The sequence below is a fragment of the Paroceanicella profunda genome (assembly GCF_005887635.2).
Lineage (GTDB): Bacteria > Pseudomonadota > Alphaproteobacteria > Rhodobacterales > Rhodobacteraceae > Paroceanicella > Paroceanicella profunda.
Map to the genome: position 1 here is coordinate 3,764,062 of NZ_CP040818.1, position 17,240 is coordinate 3,781,301.

General features: G+C 58.2%; 15 protein-coding genes. 8 read left to right on the forward strand and 7 right to left on the reverse strand.

Annotated features, from left to right (window positions below; translation table 11 throughout):
- Positions 1–19: 19 nt before the first annotated feature.
- Genes FDP22_RS16845 through FDP22_RS16860 form a run of 4 tightly spaced genes read right to left on the reverse strand, consistent with a single transcriptional unit; the run spans position 20 to position 2,812 of the window.
- Entirely contained in the window at positions 20–922 is a 903-nt protein-coding gene (locus FDP22_RS16845; RefSeq protein WP_138579134.1) for a CBASS oligonucleotide cyclase, read from the reverse strand.
- Complete coding sequence (locus FDP22_RS16850; protein ID WP_138579136.1) at positions 919–1,422, reverse strand: HORMA domain containing protein; 504 nt, start codon at positions 1,420–1,422, stop codon at positions 919–921. Before FDP22_RS16850 ends, FDP22_RS16845 begins: the two co-directional genes overlap by 4 nt.
- Positions 1,419–1,895 (reverse strand): hypothetical protein, encoded by a 477-nt coding sequence (locus tag FDP22_RS16855; protein WP_138579138.1) that lies wholly within the window; start codon positions 1,893–1,895, stop codon positions 1,419–1,421. The genes FDP22_RS16850 and FDP22_RS16855 overlap by 4 nt, the downstream gene beginning before the upstream one ends.
- The gene (locus tag FDP22_RS16860) at positions 1,892–2,812 is read right to left on the reverse strand and encodes an AAA family ATPase (RefSeq protein ID WP_138579140.1); all 921 of its coding nucleotides are present in this window, start codon (positions 2,810–2,812) and stop codon (positions 1,892–1,894) included. Before FDP22_RS16860 ends, FDP22_RS16855 begins: the two co-directional genes overlap by 4 nt.
- Before the next feature lie 255 nt (positions 2,813–3,067).
- Here FDP22_RS16860 and FDP22_RS16865 point away from each other — a divergent pair, with 255 nt between their 5' ends.
- The 8 genes from FDP22_RS16865 to FDP22_RS16900 all read left to right on the forward strand — a co-directional run bounded on the left by FDP22_RS16865 (position 3,068) and on the right by FDP22_RS16900 (position 14,875).
- The gene (locus tag FDP22_RS16865) at positions 3,068–3,946 is read left to right on the forward strand and encodes a helix-turn-helix transcriptional regulator (RefSeq protein WP_138579142.1); all 879 of its coding nucleotides are present in this window, start codon (positions 3,068–3,070) and stop codon (positions 3,944–3,946) included.
- 55 nt (positions 3,947–4,001) lie between these two features.
- Complete coding sequence (locus FDP22_RS16870; RefSeq protein WP_138579144.1) at positions 4,002–5,540, forward strand: type I restriction-modification system subunit M; 1,539 nt, start codon at positions 4,002–4,004, stop codon at positions 5,538–5,540.
- The gene (locus FDP22_RS16875) at positions 5,537–6,724 is read left to right on the forward strand and encodes a restriction endonuclease subunit S (protein WP_138579146.1); all 1,188 of its coding nucleotides are present in this window, start codon (positions 5,537–5,539) and stop codon (positions 6,722–6,724) included. Before FDP22_RS16870 ends, FDP22_RS16875 begins: the two co-directional genes overlap by 4 nt.
- A gap of 2 nt (positions 6,725–6,726) precedes the next feature.
- On the forward strand, positions 6,727–7,533 hold the full coding sequence (locus tag FDP22_RS16880; protein ID WP_138579148.1) for a TIGR02391 family protein: 807 nt from the start codon (positions 6,727–6,729) through the stop codon (positions 7,531–7,533).
- Positions 7,530–8,360: a hypothetical protein gene (locus tag FDP22_RS16885; protein WP_138579150.1), complete on the forward strand. Its 831-nt coding sequence runs from the start codon at positions 7,530–7,532 to the stop codon at positions 8,358–8,360. Before FDP22_RS16880 ends, FDP22_RS16885 begins: the two co-directional genes overlap by 4 nt.
- Positions 8,361–8,370: 10 nt before the next feature.
- The gene (locus tag FDP22_RS16890; RefSeq protein ID WP_138579152.1) at positions 8,371–10,470 is read left to right on the forward strand and encodes a GmrSD restriction endonuclease domain-containing protein; all 2,100 of its coding nucleotides are present in this window, start codon (positions 8,371–8,373) and stop codon (positions 10,468–10,470) included.
- Positions 10,467–13,859, forward strand: coding sequence for a DEAD/DEAH box helicase family protein (locus tag FDP22_RS16895; RefSeq protein WP_138579154.1), 3,393 nt, complete (start codon positions 10,467–10,469; stop codon positions 13,857–13,859). Before FDP22_RS16890 ends, FDP22_RS16895 begins: the two co-directional genes overlap by 4 nt.
- Positions 13,860–14,581: 722 nt before the next feature.
- The gene (locus FDP22_RS16900; RefSeq protein ID WP_239031813.1) at positions 14,582–14,875 is read left to right on the forward strand and encodes an Arm DNA-binding domain-containing protein; all 294 of its coding nucleotides are present in this window, start codon (positions 14,582–14,584) and stop codon (positions 14,873–14,875) included.
- Positions 14,876–15,022: 147 nt separating this feature from the next.
- Here the strand turns inward: FDP22_RS16900 and FDP22_RS16905 are convergent, their stop codons facing one another.
- The 3 genes from FDP22_RS16905 to FDP22_RS16915 form a co-directional block, all read right to left on the reverse strand.
- Positions 15,023–15,658, reverse strand: coding sequence for a glutathione S-transferase family protein (locus FDP22_RS16905; RefSeq protein ID WP_138579156.1), 636 nt, complete (start codon positions 15,656–15,658; stop codon positions 15,023–15,025).
- Positions 15,659–15,680: 22 nt separating this feature from the next.
- Positions 15,681–16,736, reverse strand: coding sequence for a phenylacetaldoxime dehydratase family protein (locus FDP22_RS16910; RefSeq protein ID WP_138579158.1), 1,056 nt, complete (start codon positions 16,734–16,736; stop codon positions 15,681–15,683).
- A 106-nt stretch (positions 16,737–16,842) separates the two neighbouring features.
- The gene (locus FDP22_RS16915; RefSeq protein ID WP_170317740.1) at positions 16,843–17,238 is read right to left on the reverse strand and encodes a nuclear transport factor 2 family protein; all 396 of its coding nucleotides are present in this window, start codon (positions 17,236–17,238) and stop codon (positions 16,843–16,845) included.
- Positions 17,239–17,240 lie beyond the last annotated feature (2 nt).

Consider the following 17,240-nt stretch of genomic DNA (forward strand, 5'->3'; position numbering starts at 1 on the left):
GTGGAGGAAGTCTCGCATTTCATGAGAGTGGGAATTTGGGGCCGAACAGCGCCCACCATGCCTTCAGAGCCTCGCCATTCTTGCCCTGCCTGGCGAGATTGATTGCAAGGCTCGCTTCTCGGCTCGCCGCCATCAGAAGAGTGCGGGCACGCTCCTTGCGTGCATTGTCCATCCCGTCGCTCACCGGTGGCCCGAGACCCGCCGGGTCTTGCCACGTATCGAAGATGCGATCCGCGAGCGTGGCGAATAAGGATTGGAACTCGTAGGCGAAGTTTCCTTGCCAGCCACCGTACAGGCACTCTAGTGCCATCACCTCGATGAGGAAGGACGGCTTCACGGGCTTCTCTCCGTGGCGGGGCTGGTTGTTCCAGTACTTCACCATACGGACCAAACCCTTCCACTCATTGGAATACGCCTGGTGTGCGGTCGTCGCCTTGGCCGCGTGGGTTTCGGGATTGGTCTTGATCCACTCGCCCTTGTCGGTGTCGGGTATTTCGTAGTCCGAGGCGGATGCGAAAGCGGGCACCACGTCCACACTGAGAACACGATAGTCGGTGTTGTCATCGGAATCGACGACCACGCCGAAGTCGACGTTGACCGAGCGGCCCTGTTTCCGGACCGCGCTGGAGCCGTACTTCTCGACCAGGGCATCGTAAAAGTCGCCGATCACGACCGATGGCGCTTTGCGACGATATTTGCTCTTCTCCGAATCCTTGAGGACGAAGAAGATGTCGATGTCCTTGAGCGGCTTCGTCTTGGTGTGTCGTTTATATGACCCCGTCAGGAAGCTCCTGTCGATCGCGAACTTCTTGACGAGATAGTCCCGCACCTCGTTCTGACGGTCGGAAGCGTTCTGCTGCTCCTTCTCGTTCAGTTCGAGCCGACTCTTAAACTTCCGAAAAGCTTCGTCGATGGTGATCATCCGGTCTGCCTCCAGTACGAGGTGTTCGCGCCCAAGCCACTATGATCGATGGTCGTCCCCAGCGATTGCCGCGTGAAGCCGGTCGTCGACCGGGCCGTTACCTTGCTCCAGCCATCGACATCAGGGCGCCCCGGCTTGGTGCGGACGAGTAGACGGTATTTCGCTTGGCTAGGCACAAGACCCGCCTTCCGGATCGCGTATTTGAGTTGCTCGGTGTCGACCCAGAAGTTTCCGTCGCCGGAGCTCCAACCGTAGACGACGTCCATGTCCCAGCGGAACAGGAGCGCATCGGTCTTCGGGTCGTAGATCTCCAGATCGACGCGTTCTAGGTCTTGAGTCTCTAACCAGCGCTTGATGCCGCGCATGTTGACGTCCCAATCTTCGATGAAGTTGGTCGGGTCGAGACCGCTCAGCCGGATGATATCCTTCAGGCTCTTGAGCATGTTGTCGGCGACGTAAGTCACCGAGTGGGTATAGGTGTTGACGCTGACGGTCGTCATGGGCTGAGAAATCCTTTCGGATCGAAGACCAGTGCCGCCGCACCTTCCGAACTGCTGGCGGTTTCTGTCTTCGACTTTTCCGACTTGTCGCGAGCGGTGATGCGCTCGCTGTGCTTCTTGAGCGCGCCTTGGACCCAGGCGAGATCGTCCGCCTCGCAAGGGAGAGAGACGCGCCAGTCGCCATCCAGTGGATCGAACCCCAGCGCGTCTTCGTTGGCGTCTGAGCCATCGGTCGCGTTTTCATCGTAAACGCAATAGATTCGGGTCCGAGGGCCATCGCAGGTCACGACGATGGCTGCGTCCTTCGGAGCCTTGTCCGCGATGATGCTAGACGCGACGCCGTGCACGGCCAAGAGTTCGTCGCGCTTGACACCCGTCTTACCCTGAGTCAGCAGGTCGACGATTGCACGCCAGGTCTCACCCGCGTCACGGTGAGGCGTACTGCCGAAGGTGCGCCGGACAACGGTTGTCATTTCGCCTTCACCCCCGAGCCACGGTTCAACTTCGCCTGCTGAGCCGCCCGGTAGATGTCGTCGAGGGTCACCTTGCTCGGGTCCATCGCCACCTCCGGCCGGCTGGCCAGAGCGTTCGCCACCATCTTCCGGATCGCACGTCCATCCAGACCGACGCATTCCCCCGCGCACCGGTCGAATCCGGGCTGAGAGGCGAGTGCGGAGATGGACGAGTAGATCTGACCGAGCCCGGTCAGGCAGTCGCGAAGCATATGCGCGCACGCAGCCTGGTCGGGCAGCGGAACCCGAAGAACGAGATCGCAGCGCGACGTGAAGGCCCTGTCGACGGCGTCGGGGAAGTTGCTCGTCGCCACAAAGAGAAGCTGGGGGAACCGCTCCGCCAGCGCATCGAGCTGGACCAAGACCGCGTCGGTCGCCCGGTGGATGTCGATGGGGTTCGCTTCGAGGCTCATCTTAGACCGGTCAGCCGCGAGCGTTTCGACCTCGTCCAGGAGCACGATCGTTGGCCCGCTGCTGGCGGCCTCGGCGACGGACTGAGAAAAGAGGTCGGACACGGCGCGCTGGGTCTTGCCCATCGCCGAACTGGTTAGGGAGTGCGGCTCGACTTCGAGGAGGTTGAATCTCGCCCCGGAGAAGGATGTCGCCGTACGGTGCGCCAGACCACGCGCGAGCGAGGTCTTGCCCGTCCCCGGCTCGCCGGTTAGCAAGATGACGCCGTGCAGGGGAATGACGGTCCTTGGGACTTTGCCCCGCATCGAGAAGTTCAGCATGGCTTGCGACAGCAGTTGTCGCTTCAGCCCTTCGTCAATGAAGATCGAGTCCCAGAGCGTGCCGAGCGCGGGGTCGGGCAGAGGCCGGATACGGCTGATCCCCTTCGGCAGATCGGCTCCAAATACGGTGTGGACGGTCGCACTCATTGGTCATTCTCCGTTCGGCGCGCAGCCGTAGGCGGCCGAACCACCGGTTCGGCTCAGCAATCTCTCGAAGCGTCTCTTCGCTGAACGACGCGCATCGTGGTGCCCCACGGCCCAGCCCTTCAGGCGTTTGACCGCATACCGATCATCCTGAGACATCACGCTCCAATCGCGTTGACGGCGATTCCTTCATGGGGTAAGAAAGTATACGGGCAGCGTTTCGCTGTCAATATAGTTACTATACGGACAGGAGCGCGTATGTCAGCTGGTGGCCCAGAGCTGCGGTGGGGGGTCGAGCAACGGCTTGAGTTTATTGAGTTCCGCCTCTTCTGGGAGGGTGGGATCAACCGCTCAGACATAACCGGATTTTTCGGTGTATCAGTGCCGCAGGCGTCCAAGGACCTGACCCAGTATCAGGAGCTCGCGCCCGACAATGTGCGGTACGACCGCAGCGAGAAGCGCTACTTCGCGACCGACTCGTTCCGCCCGCGCTTCCTGAAACCCGACGCGGATCACTACCTTGCGCAGCTTCTGTTCGCGGCTGATCCCGCTCTCCATGGTGAGCGGACATGGCTGACCAGTCCCCCCAGCGTGGACACCATGCCCGTGCCGAATCGGCGGGTGGACATCGCGGTCCTCCGTATGATCCTGGCTGCAGTCCGGCGCCAAGCCTCGGTTGAGGTTCTCTATCAGTCGATGAACGAACAGCGGCCGGAGCCTCTTTGGCGGCGTATCAGCCCTCATGCCTTCGGCAGCGATGGCTTTCGCTGGCACGTTCGCGCCTTCTGTCACATCGACAACAGGTTCAAGGACTTCCTTCTCTCGCGATGCCTTGAGGCCCGATCGCTCGGGGAACCTGCCGCGCGGCCTGAAGATGATAGGCAGTGGACGGACTTTTTTGACGTAGAACTTTCGCCGAATCCGAAGATCGGAGAGAATCAACGAAAGATAATCGCGCAAGACTACGGTATGCGCGACGACAATATTGCGATCCCGGTCAGGCGGGCTCTGCTCTACTACTTCAGAAAGCGGTTACGTCTGGACGTGGCGGATGTTCTCGATAATCCACACGAGACGCCCGTTGTCGTCACCAATCGCGCGGAATTTAATGCTGCCTTGGCTGAGGCTACGAAGTGAAACGAGGAGACGTCGGCTTGAGGGGCAAGAACAGTATTATGAAGTGGGACAAGTCATGCTGACCGGCGAAATCCGCAGCCAGATCGACAGCATCTGGAGCGACTTCTGGGCAGGCGGGGTCGCCAATCCGCTCTCCGTCATCGAGCAGATGACCTATCTGCTATTCATCAAGCGCTTGGACGACCTGCACACTCTCGAAGAGCGCAAGAGCCAGACGCTCAAAATTCCGATGGAGCGCCGCATCTTCCCGGAAGCGCGGGACGACAAGGGGCGGCCGTACGAGGATCTTCGCTGGTCGCGGTTCAAGAATTTCGAGTCGCGCGAGATGATGGAAGTGGTCGACGAGCACGTCTTCCCGTTCCTTCGTGCACTCAACGGAAGTCAGTCGAGCTACGGCAAGCTGATGCGCGACGCCCGCCTTGGGTTCTCCAATCCTGCGCTGCTGGCGAAGGTGGTTGAGAAGCTCGATCGCATCCCCATGGAGGATCGCGACACAAAGGGCGATGTGTATGAATACATGCTCGCGAAGATCGCGAGCGCAGGTCAGAACGGGCAGTTCAGGACTCCCCGACACATCATCCGGCTGATGGTTGAGATGACCGCGCCGAAGCCCACTGACGTGATCTGCGATCCTGCTGCTGGCACCTGCGGCTTCCTTGTTGCCGCCGGCGAGTACCTTCGCGAGAAGCATCCCGAGTTGATGCGCGACCCGGCTTTGAGGAAGCATTTCCACGAAGGTCTGTTTCACGGGTTCGATTTCGACACCACGATGCTCCGCATCGGTGCGATGAACATGACACTGCACGGTGTCGAGAATCCGAACGTCACTTATCGCGACAGCCTGGCCGAGGACCATGCCGAGGACGCAGGCGCCTATTCCCTGGTGCTGGCGAATCCGCCTTTCGCCGGATCGCTCGACTACGAGGCAACGGCCAAGGACCTCCAGAAAATTGTTAAAACAAGGAAGACGGAGCTTCTATTCATTGCGCTCTTCCTGCGTCTCCTGAAAACGGGAGGAAGGGCGGCGGTGATTGTGCCTGACGGCGTCCTGTTTGGTTCGTCCGGTGCGCACAAGGACATACGCCGGATGCTGGTCGAGGATCACAAGCTCGATGCGGTTATCAAGCTGCCCTCGGGCGTGTTCCGTCCTTACGCGGGCGTGTCCACCGCCATCATCCTCTTCACTAAGACGGGCGTTGGCGGCACCGAAAATGTCTGGTTCTATGACGTGGCGGCTGATGGACTCAGCCTCGACGACAAGCGGGCCGAACTGCTGCCGCCCGAGAAGCAGGGGCCGACGCCCGCTCAGCCGCTGTCCGAGGCAGAGCACGACAAGAACAATCTGCCCGATATCTTGGCCCGGTGGCAGAATCTCGCAGCCGAGGCCGAGCGCCCCCACACTGCGCAGAGCTTTACTGTACCGGTGGAGGATATCCGGGCTACGGGGTCATGGGACCTGTCGCTGAACCGCTACAAGGAAGTGCAGCACGAAGAGGTCATCCACCAATCCCCGAAGGAGATCATCGCAGAACTGCGTGCCATTGAGGCCGAGATCGCCGAAGGTCTGGATCGACTGGAGGGGATGTTGGCATGAAGCACGTCAGCATAGGGGAATTTGTTGAACGTGTTCAAACATGGAGCCCACAGAAGGAAGGGGGCAGTTCGTCTTTTCGATACATAGACATTGGCGCGGTCTCGCAGATCGAAAAGACGATCACAGAAGTTCAGACTGTTAGGGCCGCCGAGGCACCATCACGGGCTCGCCAAATAGTCAGAGGTGGGGACATCCTTGTGTCCACAGTCCGCCCAAACTTGAATGCCGTTGCTGTCGTCCCTGACGACCTTGATGGCGCAACCGCATCGACTGGCTTCACTGTTCTCAGGCCAAACGAACGCAAGCTGTCCGGCAGCTTTCTTTTCCATTGGGTGCGATCGCCCGCGTTCATCGCGGAGATGATCAAGCTGGCCACCGGTCAAAGCTACCCTGCTGTTAGCGACAAAATTGTCAAGACGTCGAAAATCCTGTTCCTCCCGTTGGACCAACAGAAGCGGATCGCAGGTATACTGGATCAGGCGGACGCCCTTCGCCGCCTTCGCAGCCGCGCCGTCTACAATCTCAACACCCTCGGGCAGGCGATCTTTTATGAGATGTTTGGGGACCTGTTGACCAATGAAAGTGGCTGGCAAGAAGGCGTGACGCTGGGCGAATTAGCTGAGGTTGTTTCAGGTATCACCAAGGGCCGAAAGGCCAAAACCGAAGTCCTGCGTGAAGTTCCCTATCTAGCTGTGTCGAACGTGCAGGATCGCTTCCTGAAAATGGACGTTGTGAAAACCATCGAAGCTACGGAAGATGAGATCGACCGTTTTCGACTGCACCGCGACGATATTTTGCTGACCGAAGGCGGCGATCCCGATAAACTTGGACGGGGCACTCTTTGGAAGGATCAATTGCCTGAATGCATCCATCAGAACCACGTTTTCCGTGTTCGCGTTACGGATGATCGCATCCGGCCAGCATTCCTAAGCTGGCAGCTCGGAAGTGAACGCGGAAAGGCCTATTTTTTGCGGTCGGCGAAACAAACGACGGGCATCGCTTCGATCAACAAGACGCAGATCAACGCGTTTCCGCTGTTGCTGCCCCCTCGTGAGCTTCAGGAGCAATTCGAAGAGCGATTGAACGGTCTTGAAGCGCGTCTCGGCACCTATAAGAACGCCATCATACAGATCGAAAACCTCTTCGCCTCCCTCCAGCACCGCGCCTTCAAGGGGGAGCTGTAGGCATGTCCAATGTGCCGGCCCTCACAGATGCCCAGCTTGAGCAGGTTTCCCGCTTGCTGGGTGACTGTGCGACCGGTTCGGAGATCACCCGCGTCCTTAATAGCTTGGGGCTTGACGATGTTTCAGGAGAAAGCACCAAGTGGCGGCGCCTGTATGCCACGTTCCTCCACTATCAGCGGCAGGACCGGGCGGCCAGCAAGCTGATTGACTTCATCCGCACCTTCCTTGATCCATCCGGATTCGTGGGGCGCCCGGACGAGTTCGAGGCTTTGCGCCAGCGGCTGAACGCGGTCCTCGCATTTGCCGGCTTGCACTATGGCGAGGATGGAAAATTCCGACGGGCAACGGCGGCGCAGACGATCGAGGAGGCCCACCAGCGTGCCAAGACGCTGCAAGCCAAGTTCAGGGGGCGTCGCATCCATTCCGAGGTAGTCAAGTACTGCAAGCCCGAACTGCTACAGGATAACTATTTCCACGCCGTGTTCGAGGCTTCCAAGGGGCTCGCGCAGAGGATCAGGGAGCTGTCAGGTGAGGACGGCGACGGCGCGGCGCTGGTGGATAGAGTGTTCTCCATCGAGCGTCCAATGCTCGCCATCAACACGCTTCAGACGGAAACCGAACGGTCGGAGCACAAGGGTTTTGCGTCGCTCCTGAAGGGATGCTTTGCGGCGGTGCGCAATCCCTTGGCGCATGAGCCAAAACTCCTTTGGAAAGGCGAAGACGACGCTGCTGATTATCTATCGTTGATATCTCTTCTGCATCGGAAGCTGGACGACTGCGCAAAGACCGGACTCGGGGGGATGCGATGAGAGGAGAAATTATCGGGGTCTGGTCGGAGACCTGGCGTGAAATCTGGTCGAAGCTGGCAAAACACCCGGACGCGCCGGAGGATTTGTTCTGCGAACTTTATCGGGAACTCGTCGGAGCTTTCGAAGTCGTCCCCGATGTAACAACGCTTGCTGATATTGTTGATCAATCCGACCAAGCCCGTTCAGCGTTTCGCAAGACGAAAGCCACTGCCTTCCGGGGCGAGCTTGCGCTCCTGGAGTTCATGGAGCGAGCGCATGGCATCGCTGCCGACCTTGGTGGCGATCCACTTGCCAACCGTTACTTCCTGCTGATCGATGCCTTTCTCGAAAAGTACAGCTTGCGCTACGACTTGCGCCGCCCTTTCAGTCTCAATCCGACGCTGAGCGGCGTGTTCGCTCGGTTGATCCGCGACTTGAAGGAAGCGACCTACCGCGACGCAGATCTGCATCCGCTTATGGTCGACTTTGAAGAGGCTGTCCGGGACCTTCGCGCAGATCGCTCTCCGGGGCGTATAAAAACCTGCATCCAAAAACAGGTGAACTTGTTGGAGGCTATTGGTCAGCGCTGCCCTGGTGTCAATGCCAACACCCTTGGCCAGATTTGTGACCAAGTTGGCACATGGCCTCATAACAAGGTCAAGGATGCGATGAAGGAGATGTATCGCTTTGCATCTGATTATCCTGGCATCCGACATGGCGGAAATGCAGGCAATCGTATTCGAGAAATAGAAATGCGTGATCTTGTAAGCGTTACCGTATTGCTTGCTGGCTTCACACCATACCTGACCGATCTTCTTAATTCTGACAATATCTATCGGGGCGTGTAGGGGTACGGAAATGAAGGCAACAGAAGCAGGGCTCCTCGCGTTTCTCAAGAAATCGCCGCAGTTCGTGATCCCGATCTACCAGAGGACCTATTCTTGGACCGAGCGTGAATGCCGCCAACTCTGGGATGACATCGTCCGCGCTGGAAGCGACGACGCGATATCCGTGCACTTTATCGGTTCCATAGTCTACATTGAGGCGGGGCTATCTCAGGTTTCGCATCAGGCGCCCCTGCTTGTGATAGATGGGCAGCAACGTTTGACAACCGTCACACTCCTGCTCGCGGCGCTTGCCGAAGCGTTAGGCGACGCTGAACCGATTGATGGCTTCTCCGCCCGAAAGCTGCGCAACTATTACCTTCTGAACCCAGAAGAAGCCGGAGAACGGCACTACAAGCTTCTCCTGTCTCAGACCGACAAGGCGACACTCACATCGATCGTTGGGCAGAATGAGCCACCGGTCGAGTGCTCCCTTCGGGTCATGCAGAATCACGCGCTGTTCAGGGATCTGATAGCGGCGCGCCAAGACAGCCTGACCGCAGTGTGCAAGGGCCTCGCTAAGCTCGTAGTTGTCGATATCGCGCTCAGCCGCGATCAGGACAATCCACAGCTCATTTTCGAGAGCATGAACTCCACGGGTCGCGAACTCAGCCAAGCCGACCTTATCCGTAACTTCATCCTCATGGGGTTGGAGCCGCCCCTCCAGACCCGCCTCTATGAGCAATTTTGGCGGCCGATGGAGATCTCGTTCGGACAAGAGGCCTATAACACGCATTTTGACAGCTTCATGCGTCATTACCTTACCGTAAAGACCGGCGAAATTCCGCGGCTCGATGACGTTTACGAGGCTTTCAAAGGGCATGCTCGGTCGCCGAAAGTGGCTGACGCCGGCGTTGAGGTGCTCGTAAAGGATATTCGGGACTTCGCACGGTACTATTGCGCCATGGCCTTGGGAGCGGAAAGCGACAGCGCCCTAAAGACCGCATTCCACGACCTCCGGGAGCTTAAGGTTGACGTCGCGTATCCATTCCTGCTGGAGCTGTATCAGGATTATTCAACCGGACTGCTGACCAAAGATGAGTTCCTGGAGGCAGTGCGTTTGATCGAAGCCTATGTATTTAGGCGCGCAATCTGCGCAATACCGACAAATTCACTTAACAAGACCTTTGCTACGTTCACGAAGGCACTGAAGAAGGATCGGTATCTTGAAAGCATCAAGGCGCATTTCCTTCTAATGCCTTCTTATCGTCGCTTTCCGAGTGACGACGAGTTAAAGCGCGATATTCAGACGCGGGACCTGTATAACTTTCGTAGTCGTAGCTATTGGCTACGTCGATTTGAAAATCACGACCGGAAGGAGCGGGTCCCTGTCGACGAGTACACGATTGAGCATATCATGCCACAGAGCGAGCAGCTGTCGAGCGCATGGAAGGTCGCACTCGGTGACGAGTGGGAGCGTGTACACCAGACTTACCTGCATACTCTCGGCAACCTTACCCTCACAGGCTACAACTCTGAGTACAGCAATCGACCTTTTAAGGAAAAGCGAGACATGCAGGGGGGCTTCAAGCAGAGCCCGCTTCGGGTCAACCTGGGCCTCGGCGAGTTGGAGGAATGGAACGAGGACAGAATTCGGTCGCGCTCGTCACGGCTGGCGGCTCAGGCTGCAGACGTTTGGCGGGCGCCGTTGATTGCGGCCGATGTTCTCGCCGCCTACCAACCCGAAACTGGGAAAATCGCCGGATACTCCATCCATGACCATCCGCACCTTTTGAACTCGCCTACACGCGATTTGTTCGATGCGTTCCGTACTGAGGTGTTGAAGCTTGATCCATGCGTGGGTGAAGAATTCCTGAAGCTATACGTCGCTTACAAGGCAGAGACAAACTTCGTAGACGTCGTCCCTCAAGCGAAACAACTGCGCCTTTCATTGAACATGGGCTTTGCTGAAATAAGCGATCCCCGTGGCATGTGCAAAGATGTCTCTGGCCTCGGCCGGTGGGGAAATGGCGATGTTGAAGTGCGTTTTAGTACTCTGGACGAGCTTCCCTACATAATTGGTCTAGTTCGGCAATCCCTAGAGCGCCAGCTTGGAAATGGAGGGGATGCATGAGCCAATTTGCATTCCTTCAAGCTGAATTCTCCGAGGTACACGAGCATGCCGTCAAGGCGGAAAGCTTAGCGCTTTCCGACCCGCGCAGCGCCTGCTTCTACGCGCGGTTGGCGCTCGAGGTAGCGGTCAAGTGGATGTACCGCCATGACCGCGCGCTCCGGTCGCCCTACGAGACGACACTATCCGCGCTGATTCATGAGCCGACTTTTCGGAAGTTGGTGGGCGATGCGCTGGTCGCCAAAGGGAAGGTGGTCAAAGACCTTGGCAACGCAGCGGTTCATGAACCCAAGCCTGTTGCCCCCGCACGCGCCATCACTGCGGTCAGGGAGTTGTTTCACATCGCCTACTGGCTCGTCCGCACCTATGCGAAGGGCGTGAAGCCGGCGGCCGCAGTGGCGTTTTCGGCTGATGCGTTGCCGAATACCACTCAGGTCGAGGCTTCCACTCTCGGGAAGCTAAAGGAAATCGCGAAGCGCTTCGATCAGGCAGCTAGAGAACGAGATCGCGCCGAGCAACTGCGCCTGAAAGGCGACGGCGATCGGTTGAAGCTGGAAAACGAGATTCGGCGCCTTCAGGACGAAATCGCCAAGATCAAGAAGGCCAACCAGGCCATCCCGGACGGGCACGACTACAATGAGGCGCAGACGCGCGATGCTTTCATCGACTTACTGCTGGCGGAAGCGGGTTGGACCTTCACCAGGCCCGGCCACGATACCGAGTGTCCCATCAGTGGCATGCCGAACGCCACGGGCGAGGGCTTCGTCGATTATGTGCTCTGGGGCGACGACGGCCGACCGCTCGGCTTGGTAGAGGCGAAGCGCACCCGCCGAGATGCACGGGCAGGCCAGCGTCAGGCCGAACTGTACGCTGACGCGCTGGAGCGCCAATTTGCGCAGCGTCCCATCATCTTTTATTCCAACGGCTATGAGCACTGGATCTGGGATGACCGTCGTTATCCGCCGCGCCCAATCCAGGGGTTTCTCAAGAAGGATGAGCTGGACCTTGCGATCCAGCGGCGCGCAACACGCAAGCCGCTGGCGCCAGAAGATATCAACTCAAAGATTGTCGAACGTTACTACCAGACTCGTGCCATTCGCCGCGTTGCGGAGGCTTTCGAGAAGGACAATCTGCGCAAGGCGTTGTTGGTCATGGCGACGGGTTCGGGCAAGACACGCACCGTCATTGCACTTTCCGACCTGTTGATGCGCGCCAATTGGGCGAAACGCATCCTTTTCCTTGCTGATCGTGTCGCGCTCGTCAATCAGGCGTCGAACGCTTTCAAGGTGTTCCTGCCGCAGGCTTCGCCCGTCAACCTGGTCACCGACAAGGCCGCACATGGACGGGTCTATGTTTCCACCTACCCGACCATGATGGGGCTCATCGACGAGACGAGAAGCGGTGTGAGGCGCTTTGGGCCGGGGCACTTCGACCTGATCGTTATCGACGAGGCACATCGCTCCATCTATCGGAAGTATAAGGCGATCTTCGACTACTTCGACAGCCTTCTGGTCGGCCTCACTGCGACACCGAAGGACGAGGTCGACCGCGACACCTACGCGCTTTTTGACCTGGAGCGCGGTATCCCCACAGACGCCTATGGGCTAGACGAGGCCGTCAGTGACGGCTTCCTCGTGCCGCCCAAGGCTGTGTCCGTGCCGCTCAAGTTCCAGCGCGAAGGCATCAAATACGACGACCTCTCGGAAGAAGAGAAGGAGGCGTGGGACGCCATCGAATGGGACGAGGACGGTGCGATCCCGGACCGCGTTGAGGCGGCGGCCGTCAACAAGTGGCTGTTCAACGAGGATACTGTTGACAAAGTGCTTGAGCACGTCATGACCCATGGTCTGAAGGTTGCTGACGGCGACCGGCTGGGGAAGACCATCATCTTCGCCAAGAACCATGATCATGCCCAGTTCATCGCCGAACGCTTCGATGCGAACTATCCGCATCTCCAAGGGCGTTTTGCCCGCGTCATCGACTTCAAGACCGAATATGCCCAGTCGCTGATTGACGACTTCTCGTCTGCAGACAAGGAGCCTCACATCGCCATCTCCGTGGACATGCTCGATACAGGTATCGACATCCCCGAGGTGGTCAACCTCGTCTTTTTCAAGATTGTTCGCTCGAAAACAAAGTTCTGGCAAATGATTGGGAGAGGAACGCGGCTGTGCCCTGACCTGTTCGGCATTGGTCTGCATAAGGAATATTTCTACGTTTTCGACTTCTGCCAGAACTTTGAGTTCTTCAACCAGAACCCCGACTTTTCTGAAGGGTCATCTGGCGCTTCACTGAGCGAGCGCCTGTTTGCGGCGCGCGTCGAGCTGGTCGGCGAACTCGACAGGCACGGGTATCCGGACGGCGATGATCCGGCCGCGGTACTGCGGCGCGATGTTGTCGCCCGGCTTCGTGCCGAGGTGGACAGCATGAACATCGAGAACTTCATCGTTCGACCCAAGCGGCGGATTGTGGAGACGTACAGGGCTGACGATGTTTGGTCGAAGCTGGGCCTCGATGAGCGCACCGAGCTCATTGACCACATCGCGGGGCTTCCATCTGCCGTGGTCGATGACGACATTTCCGCCAAGCAGTTCGATTATCTCATGTTGCAAACTCAGCTGGCGGTACTGAGAGCGGAGAAGGCGTTTGCTGGCTATAAGAAGCGCATTGTGGATTTGGCGGCGGCGCTTGAAGAACTCGGCAATGTCCCGATGGTCGCAGCCGAGATGGCGTTCATCCTAGAGATTCAGACCGACGAGTTTTGGCAGGACGTCACGCCGCCGATACTGGAAGCTATCCGCCGCCGTCTGCGGAGCCTTATCAAGCTCATCGAGCTGAAGAAGCGCCCACACGTATACACCGATTTTGAGGACGAAATCGGAGGTCCGACCGAGGTCGAGCTTCAAGGCGTCGCCGTCGGGACCGATATGCACCGTTTCCGCGTAAAAGCCAGACACTTCCTGAAGGAGCATGAGAACCATATTGCGATTCAAAAGGTTCGCCTAAATGAGCCCCTGACAGCACAAGACCTGGCGGAATTGGAGCGCATCTTTATCGAAGCCGCTGTCGCCGCTCCCGAGGACTTGGAGCGAATCCGCAATGATGGCGGGCTTGGGATTTTCGTTCGCTCTCTGGTCGGCCTCGATCGCGAAGCAGCAAAACACGCGTTCGATCAATTCCAGTGCAAGCGAAAGCTGTCGGCCAATCAGATCGAATTTCTTAACATGATAATTGAGTACCTTACGGACCGGGGCGTAATGGATCCACGGCTACTCTATGAGAGCCCTTTCACCGATTTCGATGCGATGGGGGTGGAAGGTGTTTTCGACAATATGGGTGTTTTTGAGCTTATCAGTATCTTGGAGGAGGTTCGGCAGCGTGCGGCTGCTTGATGTATAATTGCTTTGATACAAATCCTCGGACTCCAATGGCTGGAAACCGTGGTTTTATATCAGCCAGTCTCCCAAACCTAACCGGTCTCGGCTCCCTTAATCGCCGGGTCCGACCCGCCACCCCAGCGATCTCGCATCGAGTGAGTCTATTGATTTCGACGATTTTGACGGTACTCTAAAGAGGACAAAAGCTTCGAGCTGTGAGGCCCACGCCTCATCGCCAGACGGCCGATAGATGCCGATAGTTCACAGAATTTTTTCTGTGCTGAAATTGCCAAAAAATCCTTCAAGATCAAAAGGATAACTTTTTGACGGCCTGTGCCTCGGCGCTGTCGGCCAGAATAAATTTTTTCGGCAACAAAACCAATCACTTATGGCAGGAAAAACATTAGAGTGGGAGTGATTCAGACCTATCCGAGTGTATCCGAAACTACGCCATATTCCCCTATAACACACTGAAATATCTAAATAAAATTTCCGTTATCTATCGCGGTCTATCGCCGGGTAAGCCTTGGGATTGACAGCATAGTTGACGGTAGGGCGGCTCTTGTTTCACCGTCGAATTGCATATTCCGTCACGGCTCAGAGAGCTTGTGACGGTACTTTTTTCGGCGTTATTCCTTTGAATTTAAAAGGAAACTGGCCGTTCATCGAGGCCGACTTTAGCCTGACGGTATAATTGGCGGCTCTCTAGCGCTTCTTGAACGTTTTCGGAGGGCCCAATGCTGATTGATGCTGCTATCAAGGCACTGAAACCACGAGAGAAATTATACAAGGTCGCTGACCGTGACGGTATGTACGTCGCGGTCCAGCCCTCCGGGGCGATCGTGTTCCGTTACGACTACCGCATAAACGGTCGCCGAGAGACATTGACACTTGATCGATATGGCTCGGCCGGCATGTCTCTGGCGCGTGCGCGGGAGAAACTGATCGACGCGCAGCGCGCTTGTCCGTCATCAGATGATTTGCCACTTGGACTCCCAAGCGTGGGCGCATGCGGTGATATCGCGCTGTAGCGCTCAAATCGGTCGGGTCAGCTCGACGGGCAACGTTGTCTGGGCTGAAAAATCGCTCCCGATAGGCCGATGACGCCTGCGCGGGCCCTGGAGACATCCCCGCGATGCCGGCCACGGTGGCTCTCTGGCTCTCGCGTTCGTGCAACGCTATTTGGCCGGGCTGGCCGATCGGGCCGCCAAGCCTACGGGCGTGCGCATCAGAGGTGTAAAGCCCGGCAAGCGCTCGACACGGTGCAACCAAGACGTCACGTTCTCATAGTCTGAGAGGTCAACATTTCCTTCCGGCGCGTGGGCTGTGTATGTGTACAGCGCGACGTCGGCCAGAGTGGGCCGTTGCAAGGCGAGCCATTCTTGTCCCGAGAGATAAAGGTTCAGAATTCGCAGCAGGTCGTGTGATCTGCGGATGGCCTCCTCGGCACCTGTCAGGTTCTCCTGCCATACCGTAACGAGGCGTGCTGCGCACGGGCCTCGTGTGACCTCGCCGGCAGCGACGCTCAACCATCGCTGCACCTGCGCCATGCCGGCGGCATCCTCCGGCAGCCAGTCGGTTCGGCCGAACTTGCGCGCCAGGTAAACGAGTATCGCATTGGAGTCCGAGACGATGACGCCCTCGTCCTCCAGGACCGGAATCTGGCCGAACGGGTTCAGCTTCATGAAGGACGCCTGGTGCTGAGCGCCCTTTCGGAGGTCAACCTCGATGAGCTCGCATGTGGCGCCGATGAGCGACAGGAACAACCGCGCCCGGTGGGAGTGCCCCGACTGAGGATGATAGTAGAGTTTCATGGAAGCTCCTGACGGGCGCATGTCAGATGCACACAACGCTTTCGAAGTAAGGCAGAAGTCCGGTATCGGGATGACAGTTTACGTATTCAAACGTCGCCGTCTGGAGCACGAACAACTCGTGCCAGGAGACGAACTGCCGCTGCTCCTTGTATTTGCGGTTCATGGCGATTGCGTGTCGATAGATATCAAGATGGGTCTTGTGCGCCGCTGACCAGGCTTCCAAGTGAGCAAGCGAGAGAAAGTGGGCGACAACGCAGCTTTCGCGTCGCTCGGTCCCGTCATCGTCCAGGTTGGCGAGGACGAGCAGGGAAAGCGTTCCCGTCTCCTGCTTATGTTCGCCCAGATAGTCCGTCCCGGTCAGGAGCCTCGGGCGCATGTTCTCGATATAGTCTCCGAGCTGCTCCGCATCGGCAATGGCCCAGTATTGGCCCGAACGTAGCGTCACCATGTTGACGGGGGCTGTCACCAGCAGGCGCTGGCCGCGACCTGCGACGGGCTTCGACTGCGGCGCCCGTTCCCCGTGAGGGCTTTCCAGCCTGTCGATGGCGGCGAGCGGGATTCTGTCCCGGGCAGCGCCGAAATAACCATTGGCTGCGCTGGACACGATGACGCTGCCGTCGGTCTGGCCGATGCCGATCCGGTACCAGTTCTCTGAATAGATGGTCTCGTGCCGATCATAGGGAACGGAGATGGTCTCCCGCCAGGTGCCGGTGGTGTCGGTCAGCCGGGCGTCCTCCTTCAGCCAGGCGACGAGGGGTGAGCCGGCAGCCCACCGCGCGTGCTTGACCGGGTCGGTCCAATAGGCGACGACGACGGCATTCGTCATGCCGCGCTCGTCCTTGGCGCGCATGATCTCTGACGAATCCGGGCCGAATGGGTGGTCGAAGCTTTCCCGCGCGCGGTCGAAGAAGGCCCGCTCCTGAGACCAATTCAGTTCCTCTCCCTGGAGTGCGAAATAATCCGAGATAATGGCGCTCACAGGCTTGTTCCAACCCAGCGCGTATCTCGGGGCTGCTGGTGCATGCCCGTCCGGCTTCCGTGCCGGGACGGTTCTCTCGTATTCGACGTGAAAGACCATTCTGTCTCCTTATCGGCGCGTGACTCCGCCGTCAGCCGCCTGGAGAGGTCGGCCGTCTGGCGCTTGGGTCGTTCTCTGAGATTCGGGCGCGGCGCGAGCGGCCCCGCTATGTCAGCCGGTGATATGTCTTGGAGGCGATCTTCCAGCCGTCAGCCAGCTTCACCAGTGTGAGATAATCCAGGAACACGATTTGCCCGATGCGGACCCGCACCTTGGCAAATGCCTGCGTCGCGGCCGCGACATCGAGAGCAAGCAACCTGTCCTCCCGGAGTGCGCCCAGTGACTGTGGCGACTGGCGGCCAGCAAGGATCTGGCGATACCGCGCAAGCGGCCACAGCACGACCTCGCCTTCCTCGCTGCGCCCATAAAGGTGCGCGTTGCCGTCAAAAATGCGATCGAGGATAGCGAGATCGTTCGTGTGCACTAAGTCGAAATAGTCCTGAACTAGAGGGCGGATTTCCGCGGCGTGAGCATCGTCGACCGTCATCATTTCAGTGGTCATGG